Raw genomic sequence first — 23144 nt, forward strand, 5'->3', positions numbered from 1 at the left:
TCGCTGCTCGATCCGAGTTTACGGAAGCCTGAGCCGGTCGCGCTCAACGCGGGCCGTCCCCGGCGGGTAAAGAGTGCCAAAACCTTTTCCCATGCATTGTTCTGGAAATACTTTTCCCGCTTGAATGGGGAACCGAAAACCGGTTTGCTCCCTCTGAGCCACGCATCCTTCCCCGACTGACGAGGTCGCCGTGAACAATTTTGACCCGGCTTCGGCCGGTATGCCCGAAATCGCCCGGCGGGCGGCCGAGGCGAAGGCTCGTCTCCAGCGTGTCTCGGCGACCGCCACGAGCGCCGACGGGGCCGTCACGGTCACCGTCAACACCGCCGGTGCGCTGCAGGAACTCACCTTCGGGCCGCGTGCCGACGAGCTGCCGCGGACCCGGCTCGCCCAGGCTGTGCTCGCCGCCGCCCGCCGGGCCCAGATCGACGCCGCACAGCAGCTGACCGGCATCATGGCGCCGGTCGTCGGCGAAGGCAGCGAAGCCATGGAATTCCTCAAGGAACAAATTCCGGCACCCGAAGAACCGCGCCGGAAACCGCCGTCCGACGACGACTTCGGCAGCTCGATCCTGCGCCGGGGGCTGTGATGGCGATGAAGGTCGACTTCGACGTCCTCGGCGGGCACGAGGACGAGATCCGCGAGATCGCCGGCAAGGTCCGGCAGGCGCTCGACGCCGCCGGCACCGCGCAGGCCCTCGACTTCGACGCGTTCGGCCTGGTCGGCCAGGTCTTCGCGCTCCCCATCCAGGCCTGGATCGACACGGCCGACAGCTTCCTCGCCGCGGCGGTCGAGGCCGGTCACGAGGTCGCGGACCGGGTCAAGACCGCGCACACGGCGTTCCGCGAGCACGAGCACACGACGAAGTGCCTGATCGAAGGCATCGGCAAGGAGCTGCCCGCATGACGGAGAACTCGCTGGTCGCGACGGCCGAGCCGACGAGCGGCTTCTGGAGCGGCATGGGCGACGGCTCGAAGGGCGAGGCGGCCAACCTCAACGCCCGAACCGGCGGCGCGGGCATCTTCAACGACGCCGCGTCGACGCTCACCGACGCCCGCAATGGCGACTGGGGCAACCTCGCCATGGACGTCGGCACCGACGCCCTCGACCTGCTCGGCGCGGCGATGGACCCGCTCGGCACCCTGGCGAGCGCCGGCGTCGGCTGGCTGATCGAGCACATCAGCTTCCTCAAGGACGGCCTCGACAAGCTCGCCGGCAAGCCCGAAGCCATCACCGCCAAGGCCGTGACCTGGACCAACATCGCGAAGCAGCTCACCGAGACGGCCGAGAGCTACGAGCAGAAGGCCAAGAAGGTCCAGCAGTCGTTCAGCGACTGCGGGTCGGCGGAGGCATACCAGCGGACGGCCGAGAGCTACGTCGGCGTCCTGCGCGGCGCGGCTTCGCACGCCGAGGGCGCATCGACGGCGATGAACGTCGGCGCGGCGCTGGTCGGCACCGAGCGTGGGCTGATCCGCGACCTGATCTCGTCGTTCGTGGGCGAGCTGATCGTCAAGGCGCTGGCCGCGCTGGCGGCGTCGTGGTGCACCTTCGGCGGCACGATCGCGGCGTTCATCGCGGACACGGTGATCGAGGGCGGCGTGCTGGCGGAGAAGATCAGCACGCGCATCGCGAAGATCGTCGAGAAGCTCGAGGGCCTGGCGAAGGGCGCGGGCAGGTCGAGGGCGGCCCTCGAAGGCGCGGCGAACGCGCTGAAGAAGGCGGGCAAGGCGGCCGACCGGATCGTGGACCGCGGCGTCGAGACGGCGGCGGGCATCGAGCGCAGGGCGAACGAGCTGAAGCAGGCGGGCCGCGAGGCGAAGTCCGCCGAGGAGACGGCGAAGACCTGGAGCGACGCCGCCAAGGAGCACGTCCCGGGCCGAGAGAAGCTGGAAGGCCCGGGCAGGTACTCCGAGGAGGGCCGCAGCTTCCTCAACCAGAAGCACTGGCGGGACGGAACCGGCGTCCCCGGGTTCACCCTCGCCGACGGGGTCGGCGTGGGCGCCGAGGCGCGCCGCCAGGAGAACGAGCAGTACGACCGCTACCACGAGACTCGAGAGGCCTACGAGAAGGAACACCCCGAAGGCGAGGGCGAGTGAACGACCGGCCCGAGGTGGAGCTGGCCAACCGCGCCGGCCGGCTCCACCCCGCGCAGCGCGGCGCGCTGCTCGACCTGACCTTCTGGGTGGCGGCGGCCCTCGTCGTCGCCGGCCTGGTGGTGACGGTGAGCCTCGCCCTCGTGGCGGAAACCGCCGGCGAAGTGCTGGGCACCGTGGTCCCGCTCCTGGCGATCACCGGCTGGTTCGCGTACGTCTGCGGCCGCCGGCTCGCCGACGCCTTCGGCGGCCGGCTGACCGCGATCACGGGCTGGACGCACGACTTCGGCACCGCGCGCCTCACCGACGAGTACCCGATCGGCCTGCACCGCAGCCCGGAGGGGTTCAAGAGCCTCGAGTCGTTCAGCCTGCGGGCCGGCGGCCGGACCTACCCGCTGGCGCGGAAGCTGCGCGAGCGGATCCGGCCGGACCAGGTCAACACGGTCCTGGTCGCCCCGCGGGCCAAGCTGCTGATCAACGTCCTCCCGGCCTAGGAGTTGCGCGGGAAGCCCAGGTTGACCCCGGCGTGCGAGGTGTCCGGCCAGCGCGAGGTGACCACCTTCGTCCGGGTGAAGAAGTGGAACCCCTCCGGCCCGTACGCGTGGCTGTCGCCGAACAGCGAGTCCTTCCAGCCGCCGAACGAGTAGTAGCCGACCGGGACCGGGATCGGGACGTTGACCCCGACCATGCCCACCTCGACCTCGTTCTGGAACCGCCGCGCGGCCGCCCCGTCGCCGGTGAAGATCGCCGTTCCGTTGCCGTACGGGTTGGCGTTGATCAGCTCCAAGGCCTCGTCGTACGACGCCGTGCGGGCCACCGACAGCACCGGGCCGAAGATCTCGTCCGTGTAGATGGACATCGCCGGGCGGACGTGGTCGAACAGCGTCGGGCCGAGCCAGAAGCCGTCTCCGGGCACCTCGATCCCGCGGCCGTCGACCACCAGCGCGGCACCCGCCGAGACCCCGGCGTCCACATAGGACGCGACCCGGGCGTGGTGCGCCGCCGTCACCAGCGGGCCCATCTCCGACTGCGGGTCACGGCCGTCGCCGACCCGCAGCCGGCCCATCCGCTCGGCGATCTTCGCCACCAGCGCGTCGCCGACCGGGTCGACCGCCACGACCACCGACACCGCCATGCACCGCTCGCCCGCCGAGCCGAACCCGGCGGACACCGCCGCGTCGGCGGCGAGGTCGAGGTCGGCGTCCGGCAGCACCACCATGTGGTTCTTCGCCCCGCCGAGGGCCTGGACGCGCTTGCCGTGCCGGGTCCCGGTTTCGTAGACGTACCGCGCGATCGGCGTCGACCCGACGAACGAGATCGCCTTGACGTCGGCGTGTTCGAGGAGCCCGTCCACGGCCACCTTGTCGCCGTGCAGCACGTTCAGCGCCCCCGCGGGCAGCCCGGCCTCGGCGAACAGCTCCGCGATGAACACCGCGGCCGACGGGTCCTTCTCGCTCGGCTTGAGCACGACGGTGTTTCCGCAGGCCAGCGCGTTGGGGACGAACCACAGCGGCACCATCGCCGGGAAGTTGAACGGCGAGATCACGCCGACCACGCCGAGCGGCTGGGCGATCGAGTAGACGTCGACGCCGGTGGAGGCGTTCTCGCTGAACCCGCCCTTGAGCAGCTGGGCGGCGCCGCAGGCGAACTCGACGTTCTCGATCGCGCGGGCGATCTCCCCGGCCGCGTCGGACTCGACCTTGCCGTGCTCGCTCGTGATGATCTTCGCCAGCTCGTGCTTGCGGGCGGACAGCAGCTCGCGGAAGGCGAACAGCACCCGCGTCCGGCCGGCCAGGGACGTCCCGCGCCAGCCCGGCAACGCCGCCTTGGCCGCGGCGACGGCGGCTTCGATCTCGGCGTCGCCGGCGAAGTCGACGTGCGCCCGCACCTCCCCGGTGGCCGGGTCGAACACCTCGCCGGAGCGCGCGGCGGTCCCGCCGAACGGCTTGCCGTCGATCCAGTGGCTGATGCGGTCGGTCACGGCGGGCACTCCTCGCACTCGGCAACATCCCGTCACGAGTCTCCGGGCGGGCGCCACGCCAGGCCATCAGCAACGTGTACGGACTCGCCGCCGCGGCCGTACAGTCTGTCCCCTGCCGACTGGTAACAACGCCGAGGAGCCATGTACCCGACCGTCGCCGAGGTCCTCGCGCTGCCGGTGCTGCGCCAGGGCCGCCCGCACGTCGTCGCCGGCGCCGCCGGGCTGGACGCGCCGGTGCGCTGGGCGCACGTCGCCGAGGTCGCCGACATCGCGCACCTGCTGCGCGGCGGCGAGCTGGTGCTGACCACCGGCGTCGCGCTGCCCGACGACGGCCCGGCGCTCGCCCGGTACGTCGCGGACCTGGCCGGGGTCGGCGCGGCCGGCGTCGTCGTCGAGCTGGTCCGGCACTGGAGCGACAAGCTGCCCGCCGCGCTGGTCGGCGCGGCCGAGGAACACGGGCTCCCCCTGGTGACGCTCTCCCGCGAGACGCGGTTCGTGAGCGTCACCGAAGCGGTGAACGGCCAGATCGTCGACGCCCAGGTCGCCGAGCTGCGTGCCGCCGAGCGCGTCCACGAGACGTTCACCGCATTGACGGTCGCGGGCGCCGAACCCGGCGTCGTCCTGGGCGAGGTCGCCCGGCTCACCGAGCAGCCGGTGGTCCTGGAGACGCTCTCCCACGAAGTCCTCGCCTACGACGCGGCCGGCACCGACCCGGGCGAGCTGCTCACCGGCTGGCCGTCCCGGTCGCGGGTGGTCCAGGTCGGCGAGCGAACCGGCTACCACCCGGGGTCGGGCTGGCTGGTGACCGTGGTCGGCGCGCGCGGGCACGACTGGGGACGGCTGATCCTCGTCTGCGCCGACCAGCCGCCGCACCGCCACCGGGTGGTCGCCGAGCGGGCCGCGTCCGCGCTGGCCGTGCACCGGCTGGTCGCCAAGGATTCCGACGGTCTCGAGCGCCAGGCCCACCGCGCGGTGCTCGCCGAGCTGCTCGCCTCGCCCGCGCCGACGGCGGAGCTGCTGGCCCGCGCGTCGGCGCTGGCCGTGCCGCTGCCCGGGCGGCAGCTGGTCGGGCTGGCGGTGCGGCCGCGGCTGACCGGGACGGCGCGGCCGGCGTTGTCGACCCCGCCGGTGCTGCGCGAGCTGGCCGAGGCGACGGTGCTGGCGGCCCGCCGCGCGAAGGTGTCGGCGCTGGTGGCGACGGACGAACTCGGTGTGCGGGCGCTGATCGCGCTGTCCCCGGAGGCGAACGCCGACGCGGTGCTGCACCGGCTCGCCACCGACGTCCACGAGGCCCGCGGCAGCGCGCCGGGCGTGCTCGCGGTCGGCACGACGGTGTCGTCCCCGGCCGAGGCCCGCCGGACGTTGCTGGAAGCGAGCCAGGTCGCGGCGGCGGCGCTGGGCGCGGGCGCGGAGCGGGTGGTGCACCGGTTGTCGGACGTCCGGCTGCGCGGGCTGCTGCACCTGCTGTCCGGCGACGAGCGCGTGACAGCCTTCGCGGCGCGGGAGCTCGGGCCGCTGCTCCAGCGCGACGCGGCGTCGGGCAGCCGGCTCGTCCAGGCGCTGCGGCACTACTGCGAGCAGGGCGGCAACAAGTCGGCGGCGGCCGCGGCGGCCCACACGTCCCGGACGGCCTACTACCAGCAGCTCGCCCGGATCGAGCAGGTCCTCGGCGTCCGGCTGGAGGACCCGGAGTCGATGTTGTCGCTGTATGTGGCACTGCTGGCACGGGACATCACCCAGCCGAGCGAAGAAGACTCACCCGGACGTGCCGTGCAGTGATCGACTGGGGTCGGCCGATGACACCGATATGGCCCTAATCCCCTTCGCAGCCTGTCTGATGAGCCTCGGCTGTCTCGCGCCGGCGCACCCCCCGGCCTCGACGCTGCAGCTGACCACCCACGACACCGCCGGCCGGACCGGCTCGGCGGTGCTGACGTGCGACCCGGCCGGTGGCACGCACCCCCAGCGCGACAAGGCGTGCGCGGTGCTGTCGGCGGCCGGGGGCGACTTCTCGCGGATCACCGCGCGGCACCAGGCGTGCACGTTGATCTACGCCCCGGTGGAAGCCACGGCGATCGGGACCTGGCACGGCAAGCCGGTGTCGTTCCACACGACGTACGCCAACCGGTGCGAGGCCGATCGCGATTCGGACGAGGTCTTCGCGTTCTGACGCTCCCGAGGAGCATTCGAACGCGCGGAAGCCGCCGGGCCGCCCCCACGACGGCCCGGTGGCTTCCGCGCACCTCTTAACCACGCGCTCCCCGCCCGTCCGGTTCAGCGGCACGGCGCGTCGGGGCCGAACGTCACATCGCGGGCCGCCGAGCGGCTGAGGTTCCAGGCCGGCCACCCGTCCGGGGTGTCGTCGCGGAGCACCTGCTGCAGCACGCACGTGCGCAGCGGTTCCGCCAGGCGGGCCGAGACGACCGGGACCACGTCGGCCGAGAAGCCGGCCAGGTAGCGGTCGTCCAGTGCCTTGCCGGCGGCCGCGCGGTCGAGGTTGGCGTCGGCGATGAGGCGTTCGGGGTCGAGGACGGCGAGGACGAGCAGCGCCGCCGCGGCCGTGCCGATCGCCGCGCGCGGCAGCCACGCCGACCGCAGCCGGACCAGGGCCGCCAGGACCAGCACGAACACCGCGCCGAACCACAGTTCGCAGACCTCGACCAGCAGCCGCAGCACGGTGAAGCCGTACGCCTGCTGGTAGGTCCACATGCGACTCAAGGCCGAGCCGACGAGCACCAGGCTCAGCGCGCTGAGCGTCCCGAGCAGGACGCGCTGCCGGACCCGGTCGGCCTTCGTCGCGTTCGGCGCCCACCGCAGCGCGGCGGCCACGATGGCCAAGGTCAGGACGGTGACGGCGCACAGCTGCCAGAACCCGCCGCGGGCGTACTCCGCCGACGTCAGGTTGCCGGTGCGCAGGACGTATTCGGTGCCGCCGAACAGCACGACCAGCCGAACCCCGACGAAGACGCCGAAGAGCAGGACGAGAACGGCGAGCGGGACCGTCCACTCCAGACCATACTTCGTCCGCTGTGGACGGACAGCCGACGCCCGCGGTTCGGGTGCGGCGAGGAAGTAGCAGGCCCCGGCGGCGACCAGGGTGACGACGGCGAAGACGGAGCACCACCGCACGAGCGTCGCGACGCTGAGCTCGGGGAGAACGGCGCTGACAACGGCGGCGAAGGCGGCATCGGCGCTGGCGAGCAGCGGCACGAAGACCCCGACGAGCCCGGCGGCGGCGAGCACGGCCAGCGCGATCCGCCGGGCCACCCCATCGCGGCGGGCGCCGAACTGTCCGGCCCCGCGCGCGACCCACGGAATGGCGCGGAAGGCCTCGATCGGGACGGCGAGCATGTCGTAGAGGACGGAGTGCACGGTCCGTTCCCCGACGACGGCCAGCGACCCGGCCACCACGGCGGCGAGGACGCAGAGGGTGAACAGCCACCCCGACGCCCGCACGAACCCCACGGCGAGCAGCGCGAGCGCGAGCCCGGCCCACGCGGCGTTCCGCCAGGTGAGGGCCCCCGGCTGCCCCTCCCGCGACCGCCGATCGGCCACGAAGACGGCGGCCACGACGGCCAGCCCGGACAGCAGCCACCCGATCCCGGGCCGGTCGACGGGCAGCAGGAGAGCCCCAGCAACCCCGGCCAGCCCGGCGGCGGGCAGGACCGCGGGCGGCACGGGAACGACGGCATACTTCGGCGGCACCACCGGCTGCAGGAGAACGGGCACCGCAGCAACGGCCACCCCGCCTGCCACCGAAGCGCCTGACATCCCACCGGCCGCGGCCGGCGCACCGGCCCCAGCCACCCCACCAACGCCCACCGGCGCACCCGTGGCCCCCGCCTCACGCACCGCCCGCTTCCCCCGCGGCACCTTCGCCCCACCAACACTGCTCTTCGGCATCTCGCTCACTTTCGTGTTCGCTTTTGCGAATATCACTGTCCGAGCCCCGCGCCGCGACACCGGGGCCGGGCGGAAACTAAGCCGGCAGGGTCACCCGGATCCGGCTGCCCGTCCCCGGCGACGGGTCCACCACCCCGATCGTCCCGCCGTGCAGCTCCACGGCCCACCGGGCGATCGCGAGCCCCAGCCCCGTTCCCCCGCCGGACGGCCGCTCGCCCCGCGTGAACCGCTCGAACACCCGCTCGCGGTCCGCCGGCGCGATGCCCGGGCCCTCGTCGCACACGTCGATGCGCACCTCCCCCGCCCGCACCTGCGCCACCACCCGCACCTGGCCGCCCGCCGGGCCGTGGCGGGCCGCGTTCTCCAGCAGGTTCGCCACCACCTGGAACAACCGGCCGCGGTCCGCCGTCACCACCGCCCCCTCGGGGGACACCGACACCTCGAACGTCACCCCGCGACCCGCGAACGCCGCCTCCCCGACCACCTCGGACAACAGCGACCACAACGAGAACGACGTCAGGTGGAGCGAAGAAGCACCCGCGTCCAGCCGCGACAGGTCCAGCAGCTCGTCCACCAGCGTCGCCAGGCGCTCGGTCTGCTGCAGGGCCGTCTTCAACGTGGCGGGGTCGGGGTCTTCGACGCCGTCGACCAGGTTCTCCAGCACGCCGTTCAACGCCGTGATCGGCGTCCGGAGCTCGTGGGACACGTTCGCGATCAGCTCGCGGCGCTGGCGGTCCGCGTTCCCGAGATCGCCCGCCATCTGGTTGAACGCCTGCGCCAGCACCCCGACCTCGTCCCGCGTGGTGGCGCGGATCCGCCGCGTGTAGTCGCCCTTCGCCATCGCCCGCGCCGCCGCCGTCATCTCCCGCAGCGGCCGCGTCATCCCGTGGGCCAGCACCTGCGACAGCAGCAACGCGAGCAGGATCGCGCCGGCCGTCGTCTTCGGTGGCAGCCAGCCGATCTGCCAGTTGAAGAAGCCGAAGGCGATGCCGCCGGAGGCGACCATCAGGATCGCCAGCTTCAGCTTGATCGACCGGATCCGGTCGAGCGGCCGCGGAACGAGGTTCACGTTCCCACCTCCAACGCGTAGCCGACGCCGTGCACGGTCCGGATCAGGTCCGCGCCGAGCTTCCGCCGCAGCGCCTTGATGTGGCTGTCCACCGCCCGCGTGCCCGCGGACGTGCCGTGGACGTCCCAGTCCCACACCTCCGACAGGAGCCGTTCCCGCGGCTGCACCACCCGCGGCCGCCGCGCGAAGTGCACCAGCAGGTCGAACTCGATCGGCGTCAGCTGCGCCGGCACCCCCGCCCGGGCGACGCGCCGCTGGTCGACGTCGATCTCGAGGTCGCCCAGCACGATCCGGGCCGAGTCGGGCCGGGCGGACCGCTCGACCCGCCGCAGCAGCGCGTGCACCCGCGCGGTCAGCACCCGCATCGAGAACGGCTTCGTGAGGTAGTCGTCGGCGCCGACCCCCAGCCCGACCAGCATGTCCGTCTCGTCGGCCCGCGCGGTCAGCATCAGCACCGGCACCGGACGGCGGCCCTGGATCCGGCGGCAGACCTCCAGGCCGTCGAACCCCGGCAGCATCACGTCGAGCACCACCAGGTCCGGCTCGGACGCCGCGTCGGCCTCGACGGCGGCCGGTCCGTCGTGGACGACGTCCACCCCGAACCCCTCGGCCCGCAGCCGGGCCGCGATCGACGCGGCGATCGTGACGTCGTCCTCGACGACGAGCACGCGCCGCCCACCCAGTTCCATGGCCACGACCCTAAGCACCCCCGGTGGAGACGTTTCGCGTGAAGTGTGAAGATCCTGTGGAGACGTTTCACCCGCTTTGCCGGTTCGTAACGGCCGGAGGTGTGACGCAGGTCATGCACTTCGGGGGCCCTTCGCGCAATCGACAGACTGCACTCCTGATCAGCGAAGAGTGAACAGACTGCCGTTGCCCCGGGGATGACCAGGCGCGCAGGATTCCGCAATGGCGCCGACACCCGCAGACCAGCGCGTGCACGACGACGGCCGGGTCGAGCTCGACCCCGCCGACGTCCGGTCTCTCGAAGGCAGCCGGTTCTTCAACGAGGAACTGGCCCCCGTCCCCGTCGAAAAACGGACCTGGACCACCTACAACTACTTCGCGCTCTGGATGGGGATGGCGCACAACATCCCCAGCTACGCCCTGGCCGCCTCGCTGATCGCGCTCGGCATGAACTGGGTGCAGGCGCTGATCACGATCACCATCGGCAACATCGTCGTGCTCGCGCCGATGCTGCTCAACAGCCACGCCGGCACGAAGTACGGCATCCCGTTCCCGGTGTTCGCCCGCGCGTTCTACGGCCTGCGCGGCGCCAACCTCGCCGCACTGCTGCGTGCGTTCATCGCGTGCGGCTGGTTCGGCATCCAGACGTGGGTCGGCGGCGAGGCCATCTACGTCATCCTCGGCCGGCTCCTCGGCTCGTGGTGGCGTGACTCGGCCGTCGTCGCCGGGCAGCACTGGACGCTCTGGCTGTCCTTCGTGGTCTTCTGGATCGGCCAGATGCTCATCATCTGGCGCGGCATGGAGGCGGTCCGCCGGTTCGAGAACTGGACGGCGCCGCTGGTGTCGGTCGGCTTCCTGATCATGCTCGCCTACGTGCTGGTCAAGGCGGGTGGCCTCGGCCCGATCCTGTCCGACGGCGGCAAGCTCGGCTGGGGCCCGGACTTCTGGAAGGTGTTCGCGCCCGCGCTGATGGCGATGATCGCGTTCTGGTCGACGCTCTCGCTGAACATGCCCGACTTCACCCGCTTCGGCGGCAGCCAGCGCAAGCAGGTCCGCGGCCAGATCCTCGGCCTGCCGACGACCATGACGTTCATCGCGATCGTGGCCATCCTGACGACGTCGGGCGGCAAGCTGCTCTACGGCGAAGAGCTGTGGGACCCGTCGAAGCTCGCGGACCGGTTCTCCAGCCCGATCGTGGTCGTCGTGGCCCTGATCGCGCTGGTGCTGGCCACGATCTCGGCGAACCTGGCGGCCAACGTCGTCAGCCCGTCCTACGACTTCTCGAACGCGTTCCCGAAGAAGATCACGTTCGCGGTCGGCGGCGGGATCACCGGCGTCATCGGCATCCTCATCCAGCCGTGGCGGCTGTACTCCGACCCGAACATCTACATCTTCGCCTGGCTCGGCTTCTACGGCGGCCTGCTCGGCGCGGTCGCCGGTGTGCTCGTCGCCGGCTACTGGGTCATCAACCGCACGAAGCTGCGGCTGAAGGACCTGTACACACCCGATGGGGTGTACTGGTTCACCGGCGGCTGGAACTGGCGCGCGCTGGTCGCGACGCTGGTGGGAGCCGTTCTCGCGGTCGGCGGCGCCTACGGCGGTCCGTTCCCCGCGGACGGGCTCATCCCGTTCCTCAAGCCGCTGTACGACTACAACTGGGTGGTCGGCCTGGTCGGCGCCTTCGTCGTCTTCGCCGCCCTGTCCCTGCCCTTGTCCACAACGAAGGAGGAAATCAGTGAGCGTGGTTCGAGCCGGCCTGATCCAGCAGCGGTGGACGGGTGACAAGGAGTCCATGATCAAGGCGGCGGTCGACCACATCGGCACCGCCGCTTCCCAGGGCGCACAGGTCGTCTGCCTGCAGGAGCTGTTCTACGGGCCGTACTTCTGCCAGGTGCAGGACGCCGACTACTACTCCTACACCGAGGCCATCCCGGACGGGCCCACCACGAAGCTCATGCAGGAGGTGGCCGAACGCCACGGCGTCGTGCTGATCGTGCCGATGTACGAGGTCGAGCAGCCCGGCGTCTACTACAACACCGCCGCGGTGATCGACGCCGACGGCACCTACCTCGGCAAGTACCGCAAGAACCACATCCCGCAGGTCAAGGGGTTCTGGGAGAAGTTCTACTTCCGCCCCGGCAACCTCGGCTACCCGGTGTTCGACACGGCTGTCGGCCGCATCGGCGTCTACATCTGCTACGAGCGGCACTTCCCCGAAGGCTGGCGCGCGCTCGGCCTGGCCGGGGCGAAGATCGTGTTCAACCCGTCGGCGACCAGCCGCAGCCTGTCGCAGTACCTGTGGCGGCTGGAGCAGCCGGCGGCCGCGGTGGCGAACGAGTACTTCGTCGGCGCGATCAACCGGGTGGGCGTGGAACCGCTGGGCGACAACGACTTCTACGGTCAGACGTACTTCGTCGACCCACGCGGCCAGCTGGTCGGCGACGCCGCGTCCGACACCGACGACGAGGTCGTGGTGCGCGACCTCGACCTGGGCCTGCTCGACGAGGTCCGGAACCAGTGGGCGTTCTACCGCGACCGCCGCCCGGACACCTACGGCCCCCTCGCGGAGGCCTGATGACCACGCTCATCAGTGGTGGCCAGGTCGTCTCACCATCCGGAGCTGTGACCGCGGACGTCCTCGTCGACGGCGAGGCCATCGCCGCCGTCGGGGCGCCCGGGACGCTGTCCGGCGACGAGACGATCGACGCCACCGGGAAGTACGTCCTGCCCGGCGGCATCGACGCCCACACGCACATGGAAATGCCGTTCGGCGGCACGCACTCGGTCGACACGTTCTCGACCGGGACCACGGCGGCGGCGTGGGGCGGCACGACGACGATCATCGACTTCGCCGTCCAGGCCAAGGGCACGTCGCTGTTGTCCACTTTGGACAAGTGGCACGCGAAAGCCGACGGCAGCTGCGCGATCGACTACGGCTTCCACATGATCATCAGCGACGTCAACGACCAGTCGCTGAAGGAGATGGAAGCCTGCATCGACGGCGGCGTCGGCAGCTTCAAGATGTTCATGGCCTACCCGGGGGTGTTCTACTCCACGGACGGGGAAATCCTGCTGGCGATGCAGAAAGCCCGCGAAATCGGCGCCACGATCATGATGCACGCGGAGAACGGCATCGCGATCGACCAGCTGGCGGCGCAGGCGTTCGAAGCGGGCAACCTCGACCCCGTCCAACACGGCCTGACGCGGCCGCCGGAACTGGAAGGAGAGGCGACGTCGCGGGCGATCCAGCTCGCGAAGGTCACCGGATCACCGCTGTACATCGTGCACCTGTCGGCGTCGCAAGCGCTCGCGGCAGTCGCGGAGGCGCGCAACGACGGCCAGAACGTCTTCGCCGAGACGTGCCCGCAGTACCTGTACCTGTCCATTGAGGACCTGGCGAAGCCGGACTTCGAGGGCGCGAAGTACGTCGCTTCACCGCCGTTGCGGGAGAAGTCGCACCAGGCCGACCTGTGGCGCGGGCTGCGGACGAACGACCTGTCCGTGGTGTCCACCGATCATTGCCCGTTCTGCTTCAAGGACCAGAAGGAGATGGGCCGCGGCGACTTCCGGGCCATCCCGAACGGCATACCGGGCGTCGAGCACCGGATGGACCTGCTGCATCAGGGTGTCGTCGCCGGTCAGCTGACGCTCGGGCGCTGGGTCGAGACGTGCTCGGCGACCCCGGCGCGGATGTTCGGCCTGTACCCCCGCAAGGGCGTCATCGCGGCGGGTTCGGACGCGGACATCGTGATCTACGACCCTGCGGCAACCCAGACGCTGTCGGCTTCGACGCACCACATGAACGTGGACTATTCGGCGTACGAAGGATTCGAGATCACCGGCCGCGTGCACACGGTGCTGTCCCGTGGCCGCGTGGTCGTCTCGCCGGACGGGTTCACCGGGTCGACGTCGCACGGGAAGTTCCTGTCCCGCTCGCTGAACCAGTACCTGAACTGAGGTAGTGATGGACTTCGGGATCGTGCTGCAGACCGACCCGCCCGCGCGGGACGTCGTGCGGCTCATGAAGGACGCGGAGGACGCCGGGTTCCGGTACGGGTGGACGTTCGACTCCTGCGTGCTGTGGCAGGAGCCGTTCGTCATCTACTCGGCGATCCTCGCGGCGACGTCGTCACTGGTCGTCGGGCCCATGGTGACCAGTCCCGGCACGCGGGACTGGTCGGTGATGGCGTCGACGTTCGCCACGCTCAACGACATGTACGGCAACCGCACGGTGTGCGGTATCGGCCGCGGCGACTCGGCGCACCGGGTGGTCGGCAAACCGCCGTCCACGCTGGCCACCGTCCGCGACTGCATGCGCGTGGTCAAGGACCTCGCCGAGGGCCGCGCGGTGACCATGAACGAGAAGACCGTGCGGATCCCGTGGATCTCGAACGGGCAGCTCGAGATGTGGATGGCCGGGTACGGGCCCAAGGCGCTGAAGACGGTCGGCGAGCACGCCGACGGATTCATCCTGCAGTGCGCGGACCCGGCGATCGCCCGCTGGACGATCGGCGCGGTCCGCGACGCGGCCCGGGCGGCCGGGCGGGACCCGGCCGGCATCACGATCTGCGTCGCGGCGCCGGCGTACGTCGGTGAAGACCTGCCGCACCAGCGTGAACAGCTGCGCTGGTTCGGCGGGATGGTCGGCAACCACGTCGCGGACCTGGTGGCGCGGTACGGCTCGTCGGGTGCGGTGCCGCGCGAGCTGACCGACTACATCCGCGAGCGGGAGGGCTACGACTACAGCCACCACGGCAAGGCGGGCAACCCGTCGACGGAGTTCGTCCCGGACGAGATCGTCGACCGGTTCTGCCTGCTCGGACCGGCTGCCGCGCACATCTCGCGCTTGCAGGAACTGGCCGAGCTGGGCGTGGACCAGTTCTCGCTGTACCTGATGCACGACGACCGCGAAGCGACGCTGGCGGCCTACGGGGCGCAGATCATCCCGAAGCTCACCACCTGATCGAGGTGAGGTTTACCCCACCCGGATCCTGCGGTTTACCCCAATGCGCCCGCAGGGTCCGGGCGGGACGATCATGGCATGACCTCTCGGAAACTCCGCACGGCGACGGCGCTGGGGGCCGCCGCGCTCGCGGTGGGCGCCCTCGCCCCCGCGGCCGCGGCGAGCCCCGCCCGGATCGCCTGGGAAGCCTCCTGCCGGGCCGGCTACGAATGCGGCCACCTCGACGTCCCCCTGTCCTACCAGGACCCGGCCGCCGGCACGGTCCGCATCGCGGTGGCCCGGCTGCCCGCCACCGACCAGGCAGGCAAGCTGGGCACGATCTTCTACAACCCGGGCGGGCCGGGCTCGTCCGGCCGGTTCGCGCCGGCGTTGACACCCGCGTTGCACGCCCGCTACGACATCGTCGGGTTCGACCCACGCGGCGTCGGGGCCAGTTCGAAGATCCACTGCTTCACCGACCCGGCGCAGCTCGAAGTCCTGCAGCGGGCGCTGGGCACGTTTCCGCTGACCCGAGCGGCCGAGCGGCAGCAGATCGCGGACACGCGCACGGTCACCGACCTGTGCGAGCGGAACGCCGGTCCGCTGGCCGGCCACCTCTCGACGGGCACGATCGCCCGCGACCTCGACCGGCTGCGCGCGGCGTTCGGCGAGCCGAAGCTGCGCTACTACGGGAAGTCGTACGGCACGTACCTCGGCGAAACGTACGCGAACCTGTTCCCCGGCCGGGTGGGTTCGCTGGCCCTCGACGCGGTGGACGACCCGGTCCGCTGGTCGACCGGCCCCGGCCCGATGAGCTACCGCCTCGAGGGTTTCGCCGACGCCCCGCGGGCCCTCGAGTCCTTTCTGGACGCCTGCGGCACCCGCTGCCCGTTCGACTACGACGAAATCCTGGACCGGCTCGAAGCGGGACCGATCACGGTGACGGACACGACCGGACGGCAGGTCGTCGTCACCTACCAGAGCGCGATCGCCCGCATCCACGACTCCCTGACCGATGCCCAGTCCGCGCCGTCGCTCGCGGCGTTCCTCCGGGCTTTGGCCGACCCGGCTTCTCCCGCACCTGCCGCGCCGGGCGCCCCACCGGACATCGACTCACTCCTGGGCGGCGGCGCCACCCTGTGTTCGGACGCCGCCAATCCGCGGGATCCGGCTGTCTGGTGGAACTACGCCCGCCGCGCCGACCGGGATGCCCGTGGCTTCGGGCCGTACGACGTCTACAAGACGCTGCCGTGCGCAACCTGGGAGGTGGCCGACCCGGGCCGGTACGCCGGGCCGTGGAACCGCCCGACGGCACCGATCCTGCTGCTGGCCAACCGCCGGGGCGACCTCGAAACGCCGTACGCCGGAGCCCGGCGAACGGAACAGTTGCTGGGCAACGCGCGCCTGCTGAGCCTGGACGCGTACGGCCACGGTGCCCGCGGTAAGAGCGCCTGCATCGACGCGTGGCTGGACCGCTACTTCACCACCGGCGCGGTGCCGGCCCCCGGCACGCTCTGCGCCCCGGACCGAGGCCCGTTCGGCTGAACGTTCGCTGGGCGGTCCACCTCGCGGAGGTACCGCATCGCCGCTTCCGGGTTGCCCAGCCAGTCCTCGTAATCGGCCGGGTTCTCGAAGAGGTGCGCGAACCGGTGCGCCACCTCGGGCACGCGTTGCGCAGTGTCCAAAGTGGCCAGTACGTGCTCCGGCGGCGGGGCCAGGAGGTCGTTGTTGAACCGCGTCGCGTGGCGGGCGTGGTGCCAGTACAGGGCGAAGGCGTCGTGCATGAACTCCTCGTCGAACGGCCGGTCGCCGCGGTCGACGATGGCCTCCTGGTAGGCGCGGGCCGCCCGGGCGGCCATGTTGGCGCCCTGGCCGCCGACCGGGTCGTTGGTGACCGCGGTGTCGCCCATCGCGAGCACCTTCGTCCCGGACGGCAGGGTGCCCACCGGGTCGCGCACCACCGGTGTGATCCGGCCGTGCAGCAGCTCGGTCGGCGCCACCGGCCGCGCGTCGTCGAGCAGCGTGGCCTGCCACGGGTAGTGCGCGCGCAGCAGCTTCCGGGCCGTCTCGTAGTGCTGCTCGACGTCGGCGACGTCGTCCCAGACGTCCATCGGGCCGCCGGGCACGCCGAAGAAGCCGATGCCGTGCACCGGCCCGTGCACCGAAAGCACGGGCAGCAGGAAGCACTCGCCGACGGGCGACATGCCGAACGTCAGGCCCGGTACGGCGTCCAGTGTCCCGGTGACGTACAGGATCCCGATCGCGCGCTGCGGTTCGCGGTACGGCGAACGCTCGTCGTCGCGCGGGAAGAGCGCGTCGAACTGCGGCCCGCGACCGGCGGCCACGACGAGCAGCTCGAACTCGCGGGCGCATTCGTCGAGCTCGGCCGGAGTGACCCGGCGGACGCGCAGGTCGCCGCCGAGGCGTTCGAACTCCGCCAGCCAGTCCGACACCTTCACGCGCTGGTCGACCGACTGCGCCGGCCGGTCGAGCCCGACCCGCCACGCCATCGACGGCTCGGTGCCTTCGCCCGCGGCGGCGAAGGAAATTTCGCGGACCGGCGGCGCTTCGGCGTCCCAGAAGTTGATGCCGAGTTCGCGTTCGCGCTGCAGGGCCGGGGCGAACAGGCACTGGTTGGAGATCAGCCGCCCGGCCCGCACCTCGCCGGCGGGACGCTCGGCGAACACCGTGACGTCGTAGCCCCGTTGCCGCAACCCGATGGCGAGGACCAGTCCCGCTTGCCCCGCTCCGACGATCCCGATCCGCCGCATGGCCGCCCCTCCCCGGAAACCCTTTACTGCCAACGTACTCGGCGCGCGGCGGAAATCCCTGCCCGATCGGGCGGAATCAGTCCCCGGCGGCGTCGCGGTGCAGCCGGAAGCCGGCGAAGCTGACGAGCAGCAGCACCGCACCCGCGATGAGGACGAGCAGGGCACCGCCCACGGCACCACCGGTCAGGTCCCAGACGGCTTCCGGGACGGCGATGCTCACAGCGGCGACTCCGGCGACGAGCAGCACCCAGTTCCGTTCCCACCGCAGCAGGGCGAGGCACCCGGCACCCAGGACGAAGGTGAGCAGGTAGGCCGCCGGCACGGCCCGTTCGTCGCCGAGGAGCTGCTGGAAGCCGGCGACCGCGAGCGCCAGTCCCGCGACGAGCCCGGTCTGCCGGTGCGGAAGCACCCGCCCGAAGGCGAGCCCGGCGACGAGCAGCCCACCGGTGGCGACCGCGAGTCCCGCGTTCAGCGAGGTGACGCCGACGGTGGCATCGAGGGTGAAGAGGGTCGTCGCGGCGAGGAGCCCGGCGGAAGCGAGCACCCCGGGCACGGAGGGCACGAGCACATACCCGACGACGGCGACCACCAACCCGGCCCCACAGGCGACGGCGCCGTTCCCGGCCCGGCCGGTCAGCGCCACGGCAACGGCGGCGGCCACGGCCCCGGCACCGAGCGCCAGCAGGGTCCCGGAAACGCGCCCGCGCACGGCCGACCGGTGGCCCAGCCCCCCACTGGCGACACCCCCGGCAGCCAGCAGCACAACGGCGGCGGCACCGGTGACGAAGGTCCGGGCGAACTCGCCCCACCGCCCCCACGACGTGGCAACGAGCAGCACGGCCCCGACGAGGACGAGCCCGCCCCCGAGGTAGCCGGCGACCTCCGCCCAGGGAATCCGCGACCGCCGGGCCTCACGAACCCGCAGCGCACGCTCGACGGCATCGGCCTGCCCCGGGGACAACACGGCATCCCCGACGAGCCGATCGAGAACTTCCCGCACGGACGGCTCACGTTTCATGCCGGAATTGTCCGCCTGGCCACTGCTTGCCGACAGGGCCACAGGACCTCACCGGGAAGTGTCACGCTCACGCCGATGGCGGCGGACCTCGCGCCCGGGGTGGAATTCGCCTTCAGGCCGAACTCCGCGTTCTTTCTTGACCCGCTGGGAGATTTCCCGGCTCAACCGAGGCCGGGGCCGGTGCCGCGGCGCTCGGTCAACGGCGCACCCGGTAGCGCAGGTGCAGCACCCGGCTGCCCTGGATCACCACCTCGGGATCCTCCAGCAGGTGCTGCGCCCGGACCGACCCGAAGTAGCGCTTGCCGGACCCGAACACGACGGGGGCGACGTCCATGCGCACCTCGTCGACCAGGCCCGCGGCCAGTGCCTGGCCGCCGACGTCGCCGGCGGCGACCTCGACCACGCGGTCGCCCGCCAGCTCCTGTGCCTTGGCCACGGCTGCCTCGACGCCGTCGACGAAGCAGAACGGCGCCTCGGGGTCCCAGCCCTCGGGTGGCGGCCGGTGCGTTACCACGACCACGTGGTCGACGCTGCCCGGTGGCTTTCCGTCCCAGCCGTCCGTCAGGTCGAAGACGTGGCGGCCGGCGATGGTCGCCCCGATCTCGTCCCAGTACGGCCGGGTGTAGTCGTAGGACGTCTGCGACACCTTCAGCGCGCCGCTGTCGTCCAACGGGACGTCACCGCTCGTCAACCAGTCGAACAGGGGGCCGGGCTGGTCCTTCTCGTCCGCGATGAAGCCGTCGACCGACACCGAGCTGTACATGACGACCTTGCCCACGGGGTCTCCTCTGCTTGGGGTGCCCCGAAGTTAGCGTGTCGTGAGCCGTCGCTCTTGTAAGAAATCAATCTGCGGGCAGCGGCCAGCCCTCGAACGCGTGGCCGGGGTGTTCGCGCAGGAACCGCCGCCGGACTTCGACGTACCGGGTCGGCGTGAGCCCGGTGAACGCCCGGAACTCGTGGCCGAAGTGGGCCTGGTCGAAGTAGCCCGCGCCGCCGGCGAGGCGGCCCCAGTCGACCGGGCCGGTGGGGTCGATCGCGAACACGGTGGCGGCGAAGCGGTAGGTGCGGGCCAGCCGCTTCGGCGTGACGCCGACGAGCTCCTTGAACCGCTGGGCCAGATGAGTGCCGCTGACCCCGGCCGCCGTGCTCAGGTCGCTGATCGCCACCGCGCCGCGGGCCGCCGCGATGACGTTGCTCGTGTGGCGGACCAGTCCCAGGCCGGTGGTCTCGCGCAGCCGTCGCAGCAGCTCCGCTTCGAGCAGCGTCAGCATCTCGTGTGGTTCGTCCGCCGTGGCCAGCCGGTCTCGCAGCTCGGCGACGGCGGCCCGGCCCCAGACCTGCTCGATGGTCACCGGCCGGTCACACAGTTCGGTCACGGGCATCGGCAGGAACGGCGCCGGCCCCCACGGCTTGAAGTGCACGCCGACGGACCGGGTCGGGTGGGGATAGCCGAACTCGAACGCGCGGGTGGGCATGGTGACGACGCAGCCGTCGGCGTACTCGGCCGTCTCGATGTCGGTGCCGGCGCGGATGCGGAACGGCGCCCCGAGGTTGACGATGAGCAACGCCGACGGCGCCGGCGGGAGAGTCAGCCGGGCGTACGGCGGCGCACCCTCCAGGTAGTAGAGGTCGTCGATCAGCCCGTCCAGCGGCGGTCGCGGCACTCTGGACACGTACTGCACGCCCCCAGCATCGCCGACGCCCCGGCGCTCAGTCCACCAGTGCCTGGTAGACCAGCTGCCGCAGCTGGGGCCGGAGCCGGTAGGTGCTCGACGGCAGGAGCTGCGTGTAGAAGCCCACCGTCAGGTCCTCGTCCGGGTCCACCCAGAACGCCGTCGACGCCGCGCCGCCCCAGGCGAACTCTCCCGCCGAGGCCAGGGTCCGGGCCTTCACCGGGTCCTCCAGCACCGAGAAGCCCAGGCCGAAGCCGTGGCCGTCGAAGGGCATCTCGGCGAACAGCGGGCGGCCGAACGCCTCCAGGTCGACGTGCCCCGGGAGGTGGTTGCTCGCCATCAGCGACACCGTGCGAGGGGACAGCAACCGGACTCGGTCCAGGGCCCCGCCACGCAGGAGCATCTCCGTGAAACGCCAGTAGCCCGGGGCCGAGGACACCAGGCCACCGCCGCCCGACAGGCAGTCCGGGCGGGCGGTGCCCAGGCGGCCGAAGGCGTCGTTGCGGACCGCGCGGCCCGACGCCGGGTCTCGGACGTACATCGCCGCCAGGCGGGCCGGGGCCGGGGCCACGAACCCCGTGTCCGTCATGCCCAGCGGCGTGAAGATCCGCGACGCGAAGAACTCGTCCAGCGGGACACCCGACACCACCTCGACGAGCCGGCCCAGCACGTCCGTCGCCACCGAGTAGTTCCACTCCGCGCCGGGCTGGAAGAGCAGCGGCAGGGCCGCCCACTGCGCACAGCACTCCGCCAGATCCGCGCCGCGCGGCGTGCCCCACTCGAAGCCCGCCGCGCGGTAGATCGCGTCCACCGGGTGGCCGTGGTGGAAGCCGTACGTCAGGCCCGCCGTGTGCGTCAGCAGGTGCCACACGCGGATCGGCGACGTCGCGGGCTCGGTCACCGGAGCCAGCGCCGATCCCTTGACGTACACCCGCGGCGCCGCGAATTCCGGCAGCCACCGCGAAATCGGGTCGTCCAGCTCCAGCAAGCCCTCTTCGGCGAGCATCATCGCCGCGACCGAGGTGATCGGCTTGGTCATCGAGAAGATCCGCCACAGCGTGCCGGTCTCGACCGGCAACGACGCTTCGACGTCCCGGTACCCGCCGCGGCCCACGTGGACAACGCGGCCGTGCCTGCTCACCACCACGAGCCAGCCCGGCAACCGTCCACTCTCGACATACCGGTCGAAATGCGCGTCGATCCGGGAAAGCCGCGCCGCGTCGAAGCCGGCCTCGGCCGGGTCGACGTCCACGTCGAAATCCGCCATGCGGCGAGGTTAGTTCTCCCGCGCCCGCTCGGCCGCCTTCTCCTCGCGCCAGGCTTCGTCGTTCTTGCCGTAACGCCAGTAGCCCGAAATCGACAGCAGCTCGCGCCGCATCCCGCGCTCGTCGAGCAGGTAGCGCCGCAGCTCGCGCACGAACCCCGCCTCGCCGTGGACGAACGCCTGGACGACGCCATCGCGCCACGGCAGCTCGCGCACCGCGGCCGCGACATCGCCGCCGGACGCCCGGTGCAGCCAGGTGATCTGCGTGTCCGCCTTGGTGACCAGCGGCTGTTCCTCGGCCGCGTTCTCGACGAGGATCACCGCGTGCGCCGGGACACCGGCGGGCAGCGCTTCGAGCGACGCCGCGATGGCCGGCAACGCGCTCTCGTCCCCGGCCAGCAGGTACCAGTCCGCCTCGGCGCCGGGCGCGTACGCGCCGCCCGGGCCCAGCACGAACAGCTCGTCACCCGGCTGGGCCGACGCCGCCCACGGACCGGCGATGCCCTCGTCGCCGTGGTGGACGAAGTCGAGGACGAGCTCGCCGGCCTGCGCGTCGAACGCGCGGACGGTGTAGGAACGCTGCCGCGGCCAGTGCTCGCGCGGCATGCTCGCCCGGCACTCCTGGACGTCGAACGGCTCCGGGTACTCGACACCGGGCACCTTGAACAGCACCTTCACGTAGGCATCGGTGAACTCGTTCGGCGTGAACTGCGCGATCCCCTCGCCGCCCGCGACGATCCGGATCATGTGCGGGGTCAGCCGTTCGGTCCGCAGCACCCGCAGCCGCACCGCGGGACGTCCGGACCGCCGGGGTGCTTCAGCCATCGGCCACTCCAACCATCGCTAAGGCTTACCTAACTCAGCCTACGCGCCGAGATCGCCGCACGGCTACTCAGATGTGCCCAGTTCCACGAGCAACCGCCCGAACCCCGCACTCACCTCCTTCCGGAACCCGACGAAGAACCGGTTCGCCAACGGCACGCCCCACCGCCCCCGGGACGCCGCGTTGACCACCCGGTGCTCGACACGCGCCCCCGCCAGATCCTCGGTGACGCGATACCGTGCCGACCGGTACCAATCCGACCACAGTCACGGCCGGATAGCTCTGCAGCAACGGTCACCTGCCGCGCGGAGGGTCGGCCTACTTTTGGGCCGGATTGGTACCCGCCGCGGTACCACCAGCCGCCCTGCACCGCGACGAATCCCCGCTCCCGGTCGACCTCCATCCGCATCGGGTAGCGACCTCCGGCAAGCCGGCTCCGCAGCCGTTCGAACACCTCCGCGGGCGGCCGCGCGACGACCCCGGCCGCCTCCGCAAGCGTTTTCACCCGCGCGGATCCGAAACCCGCGTGTTCTGGAACGCCGTGATCAGCCACTCACCCTCCTCCCGTACGAGCACGACGGAAACGGTCGACTCCCGCCCCTGATCGCCGACCTCCGCCCCGGTCAGCGACGAGCCACCGTCGACCACCGCCACGGCGACGTCCGGCCGGACGAACCGCACCTTCGCCGCCTGGCCTGGGGAACCGGTCAGCTTCGACCCCCGTAACGGCCCTTCAAACAAGGCCCGGTGCGAACTCTCGATGACTTCCCGGCCCGGGAAGTTCACCCCGAAGAACGTCACGTAGTCCGCGTCTTCGGCGAACAGCCGCCCGTACGCGGCGGCGTCCCCGGAGTTCCACGCGTCGGCGAGCCGGCCCAGCACCCCACGGACATCGGCCTCGGCAGCAGTAGTCATCAGAA

Annotated in this window: 22 protein-coding genes; 11 read left to right on the plus strand and 11 right to left on the minus strand. The window is 71.6% G+C overall.

What is annotated here, in order from left to right; all coding sequences use genetic code 11:
- Positions 1 to 190: 190 nt before the first annotated feature.
- The 4 genes from I4Q55_RS31610 to I4Q55_RS31625 are packed head-to-tail and all read left to right on the plus strand — an operon-like array spanning position 191 to position 2587.
- A complete protein-coding gene (locus I4Q55_RS31610) occupies positions 191 to 589 on the plus strand; it encodes a YbaB/EbfC family nucleoid-associated protein (protein ID WP_307793360.1) in 399 nt (132 codons plus the stop codon).
- On the plus strand, positions 589 to 906 hold the full coding sequence (locus I4Q55_RS31615; RefSeq protein ID WP_206792950.1) for a type VII secretion target: 318 nt from the start codon (positions 589 to 591) through the stop codon (positions 904 to 906). Before I4Q55_RS31610 ends, I4Q55_RS31615 begins: the two co-directional genes overlap by 1 nt.
- Entirely contained in the window at positions 903 to 2096 is a 1194-nt protein-coding gene (locus tag I4Q55_RS31620) for a hypothetical protein (RefSeq protein WP_206792952.1), read from the plus strand. Before I4Q55_RS31615 ends, I4Q55_RS31620 begins: the two co-directional genes overlap by 4 nt.
- A complete protein-coding gene (locus I4Q55_RS31625) occupies positions 2093 to 2587 on the plus strand; it encodes a hypothetical protein (RefSeq protein WP_206792954.1) in 495 nt (164 codons plus the stop codon). Before I4Q55_RS31620 ends, I4Q55_RS31625 begins: the two co-directional genes overlap by 4 nt.
- On the opposite strand, the gene I4Q55_RS31630 is transcribed toward I4Q55_RS31625, so the two are convergent.
- Positions 2584 to 4074 carry a CoA-acylating methylmalonate-semialdehyde dehydrogenase gene (locus tag I4Q55_RS31630; RefSeq protein WP_206792956.1) on the minus strand — a complete coding sequence of 497 codons (1491 nt, stop codon included), beginning with the start codon at positions 4072 to 4074 and terminating at the stop codon, positions 2584 to 2586. The genes I4Q55_RS31625 and I4Q55_RS31630 overlap by 4 nt on opposite strands.
- A 141-nt stretch (positions 4075 to 4215) precedes the next feature.
- Here I4Q55_RS31630 and I4Q55_RS31635 point away from each other — a divergent pair, with 141 nt between their 5' ends.
- Positions 4216 to 5853 carry a PucR family transcriptional regulator ligand-binding domain-containing protein gene (locus I4Q55_RS31635; protein ID WP_206792958.1) on the plus strand — a complete coding sequence of 546 codons (1638 nt, stop codon included), beginning with the start codon at positions 4216 to 4218 and terminating at the stop codon, positions 5851 to 5853.
- 58 nt (positions 5854 to 5911) lie between these two features.
- Positions 5912 to 6244, plus strand: a complete 333-nt coding sequence (locus I4Q55_RS31640) for an SSI family serine proteinase inhibitor (protein WP_206792960.1) — start codon at positions 5912 to 5914, stop codon at positions 6242 to 6244.
- Positions 6245 to 6348: 104 nt separating this feature from the next.
- Here the strand turns inward: I4Q55_RS31640 and I4Q55_RS31645 are convergent, their stop codons facing one another.
- From I4Q55_RS31645 to I4Q55_RS31655, 3 genes are all read right to left on the minus strand, one after another.
- Positions 6349 to 7845 (minus strand): DUF4153 domain-containing protein, encoded by a 1497-nt coding sequence (locus I4Q55_RS31645; protein ID WP_206792963.1) that lies wholly within the window; start codon positions 7843 to 7845, stop codon positions 6349 to 6351.
- A gap of 208 nt (positions 7846 to 8053) precedes the next feature.
- A complete protein-coding gene (locus I4Q55_RS31650; RefSeq protein ID WP_206792965.1) occupies positions 8054 to 9046 on the minus strand; it encodes a HAMP domain-containing sensor histidine kinase in 993 nt (330 codons plus the stop codon).
- On the minus strand, positions 9043 to 9714 hold the full coding sequence (locus tag I4Q55_RS31655; protein WP_374194506.1) for a response regulator transcription factor: 672 nt from the start codon (positions 9712 to 9714) through the stop codon (positions 9043 to 9045). Before I4Q55_RS31655 ends, I4Q55_RS31650 begins: the two co-directional genes overlap by 4 nt.
- 241 nt (positions 9715 to 9955) lie before the next feature.
- On the opposite strand from I4Q55_RS31655, the gene I4Q55_RS31660 reads away from it, so the two are divergent.
- The 5 genes from I4Q55_RS31660 to I4Q55_RS31680 all read left to right on the plus strand — a co-directional run bounded on the left by I4Q55_RS31660 (position 9956) and on the right by I4Q55_RS31680 (position 16220).
- Entirely contained in the window at positions 9956 to 11515 is a 1560-nt protein-coding gene (locus I4Q55_RS31660; protein ID WP_206792969.1) for an NCS1 family nucleobase:cation symporter-1, read from the plus strand.
- Between the two features lie 10 nt (positions 11516 to 11525).
- Positions 11526 to 12308, plus strand: coding sequence for a nitrilase-related carbon-nitrogen hydrolase (locus I4Q55_RS31665; RefSeq protein ID WP_242547159.1), 783 nt, complete (start codon positions 11526 to 11528; stop codon positions 12306 to 12308).
- Positions 12308 to 13690 (plus strand): dihydropyrimidinase, encoded by a 1383-nt coding sequence (gene hydA, locus I4Q55_RS31670; RefSeq protein ID WP_206792973.1) that lies wholly within the window; start codon positions 12308 to 12310, stop codon positions 13688 to 13690. Before I4Q55_RS31665 ends, hydA begins: the two co-directional genes overlap by 1 nt.
- Before the next feature lie 7 nt (positions 13691 to 13697).
- Positions 13698 to 14696, plus strand: a complete 999-nt coding sequence (locus I4Q55_RS31675; RefSeq protein ID WP_206792975.1) for a TIGR03842 family LLM class F420-dependent oxidoreductase — start codon at positions 13698 to 13700, stop codon at positions 14694 to 14696.
- Between the two features lie 78 nt (positions 14697 to 14774).
- Positions 14775 to 16220, plus strand: coding sequence for an alpha/beta hydrolase (locus I4Q55_RS31680; RefSeq protein WP_206792977.1), 1446 nt, complete (start codon positions 14775 to 14777; stop codon positions 16218 to 16220).
- On the opposite strand, the gene I4Q55_RS31685 is transcribed toward I4Q55_RS31680, so the two are convergent.
- The 7 genes from I4Q55_RS31685 to I4Q55_RS31715 all read right to left on the minus strand — a co-directional run bounded on the left by I4Q55_RS31685 (position 16151) and on the right by I4Q55_RS31715 (position 23139).
- Entirely contained in the window at positions 16151 to 17446 is a 1296-nt protein-coding gene (locus I4Q55_RS31685) for a styrene monooxygenase/indole monooxygenase family protein (protein WP_206792978.1), read from the minus strand. The genes I4Q55_RS31680 and I4Q55_RS31685 overlap by 70 nt on opposite strands.
- A gap of 76 nt (positions 17447 to 17522) precedes the next feature.
- Complete coding sequence (locus I4Q55_RS31690) at positions 17523 to 18464, minus strand: hypothetical protein (protein ID WP_206792980.1); 942 nt, start codon at positions 18462 to 18464, stop codon at positions 17523 to 17525.
- A 196-nt stretch (positions 18465 to 18660) separates the two neighbouring features.
- Positions 18661 to 19242 (minus strand): dihydrofolate reductase family protein, encoded by a 582-nt coding sequence (locus I4Q55_RS31695; protein ID WP_206792982.1) that lies wholly within the window; start codon positions 19240 to 19242, stop codon positions 18661 to 18663.
- Positions 19243 to 19306: 64 nt separating this feature from the next.
- The gene (locus I4Q55_RS31700) at positions 19307 to 20128 is read right to left on the minus strand and encodes a helix-turn-helix domain-containing protein (RefSeq protein ID WP_206793138.1); all 822 of its coding nucleotides are present in this window, start codon (positions 20126 to 20128) and stop codon (positions 19307 to 19309) included.
- 46 nt (positions 20129 to 20174) lie between these two features.
- Complete coding sequence (locus I4Q55_RS31705; protein ID WP_206792984.1) at positions 20175 to 21404, minus strand: serine hydrolase; 1230 nt, start codon at positions 21402 to 21404, stop codon at positions 20175 to 20177.
- Between the two features lie 9 nt (positions 21405 to 21413).
- Positions 21414 to 22226, minus strand: a complete 813-nt coding sequence (locus tag I4Q55_RS31710) for a siderophore-interacting protein (protein WP_206792986.1) — start codon at positions 22224 to 22226, stop codon at positions 21414 to 21416.
- Positions 22227 to 22725: 499 nt separating this feature from the next.
- Complete coding sequence (locus I4Q55_RS31715) at positions 22726 to 23139, minus strand: SgcJ/EcaC family oxidoreductase (RefSeq protein WP_206792988.1); 414 nt, start codon at positions 23137 to 23139, stop codon at positions 22726 to 22728.
- Between the last annotated feature and the right edge of the window lie 5 nt (positions 23140 to 23144).

The organism is Amycolatopsis sp. MtRt-6 (assembly GCF_017308975.1).
In the GTDB taxonomy this organism is placed as follows: Bacteria; Actinomycetota; Actinomycetes; order Mycobacteriales; family Pseudonocardiaceae; genus Amycolatopsis.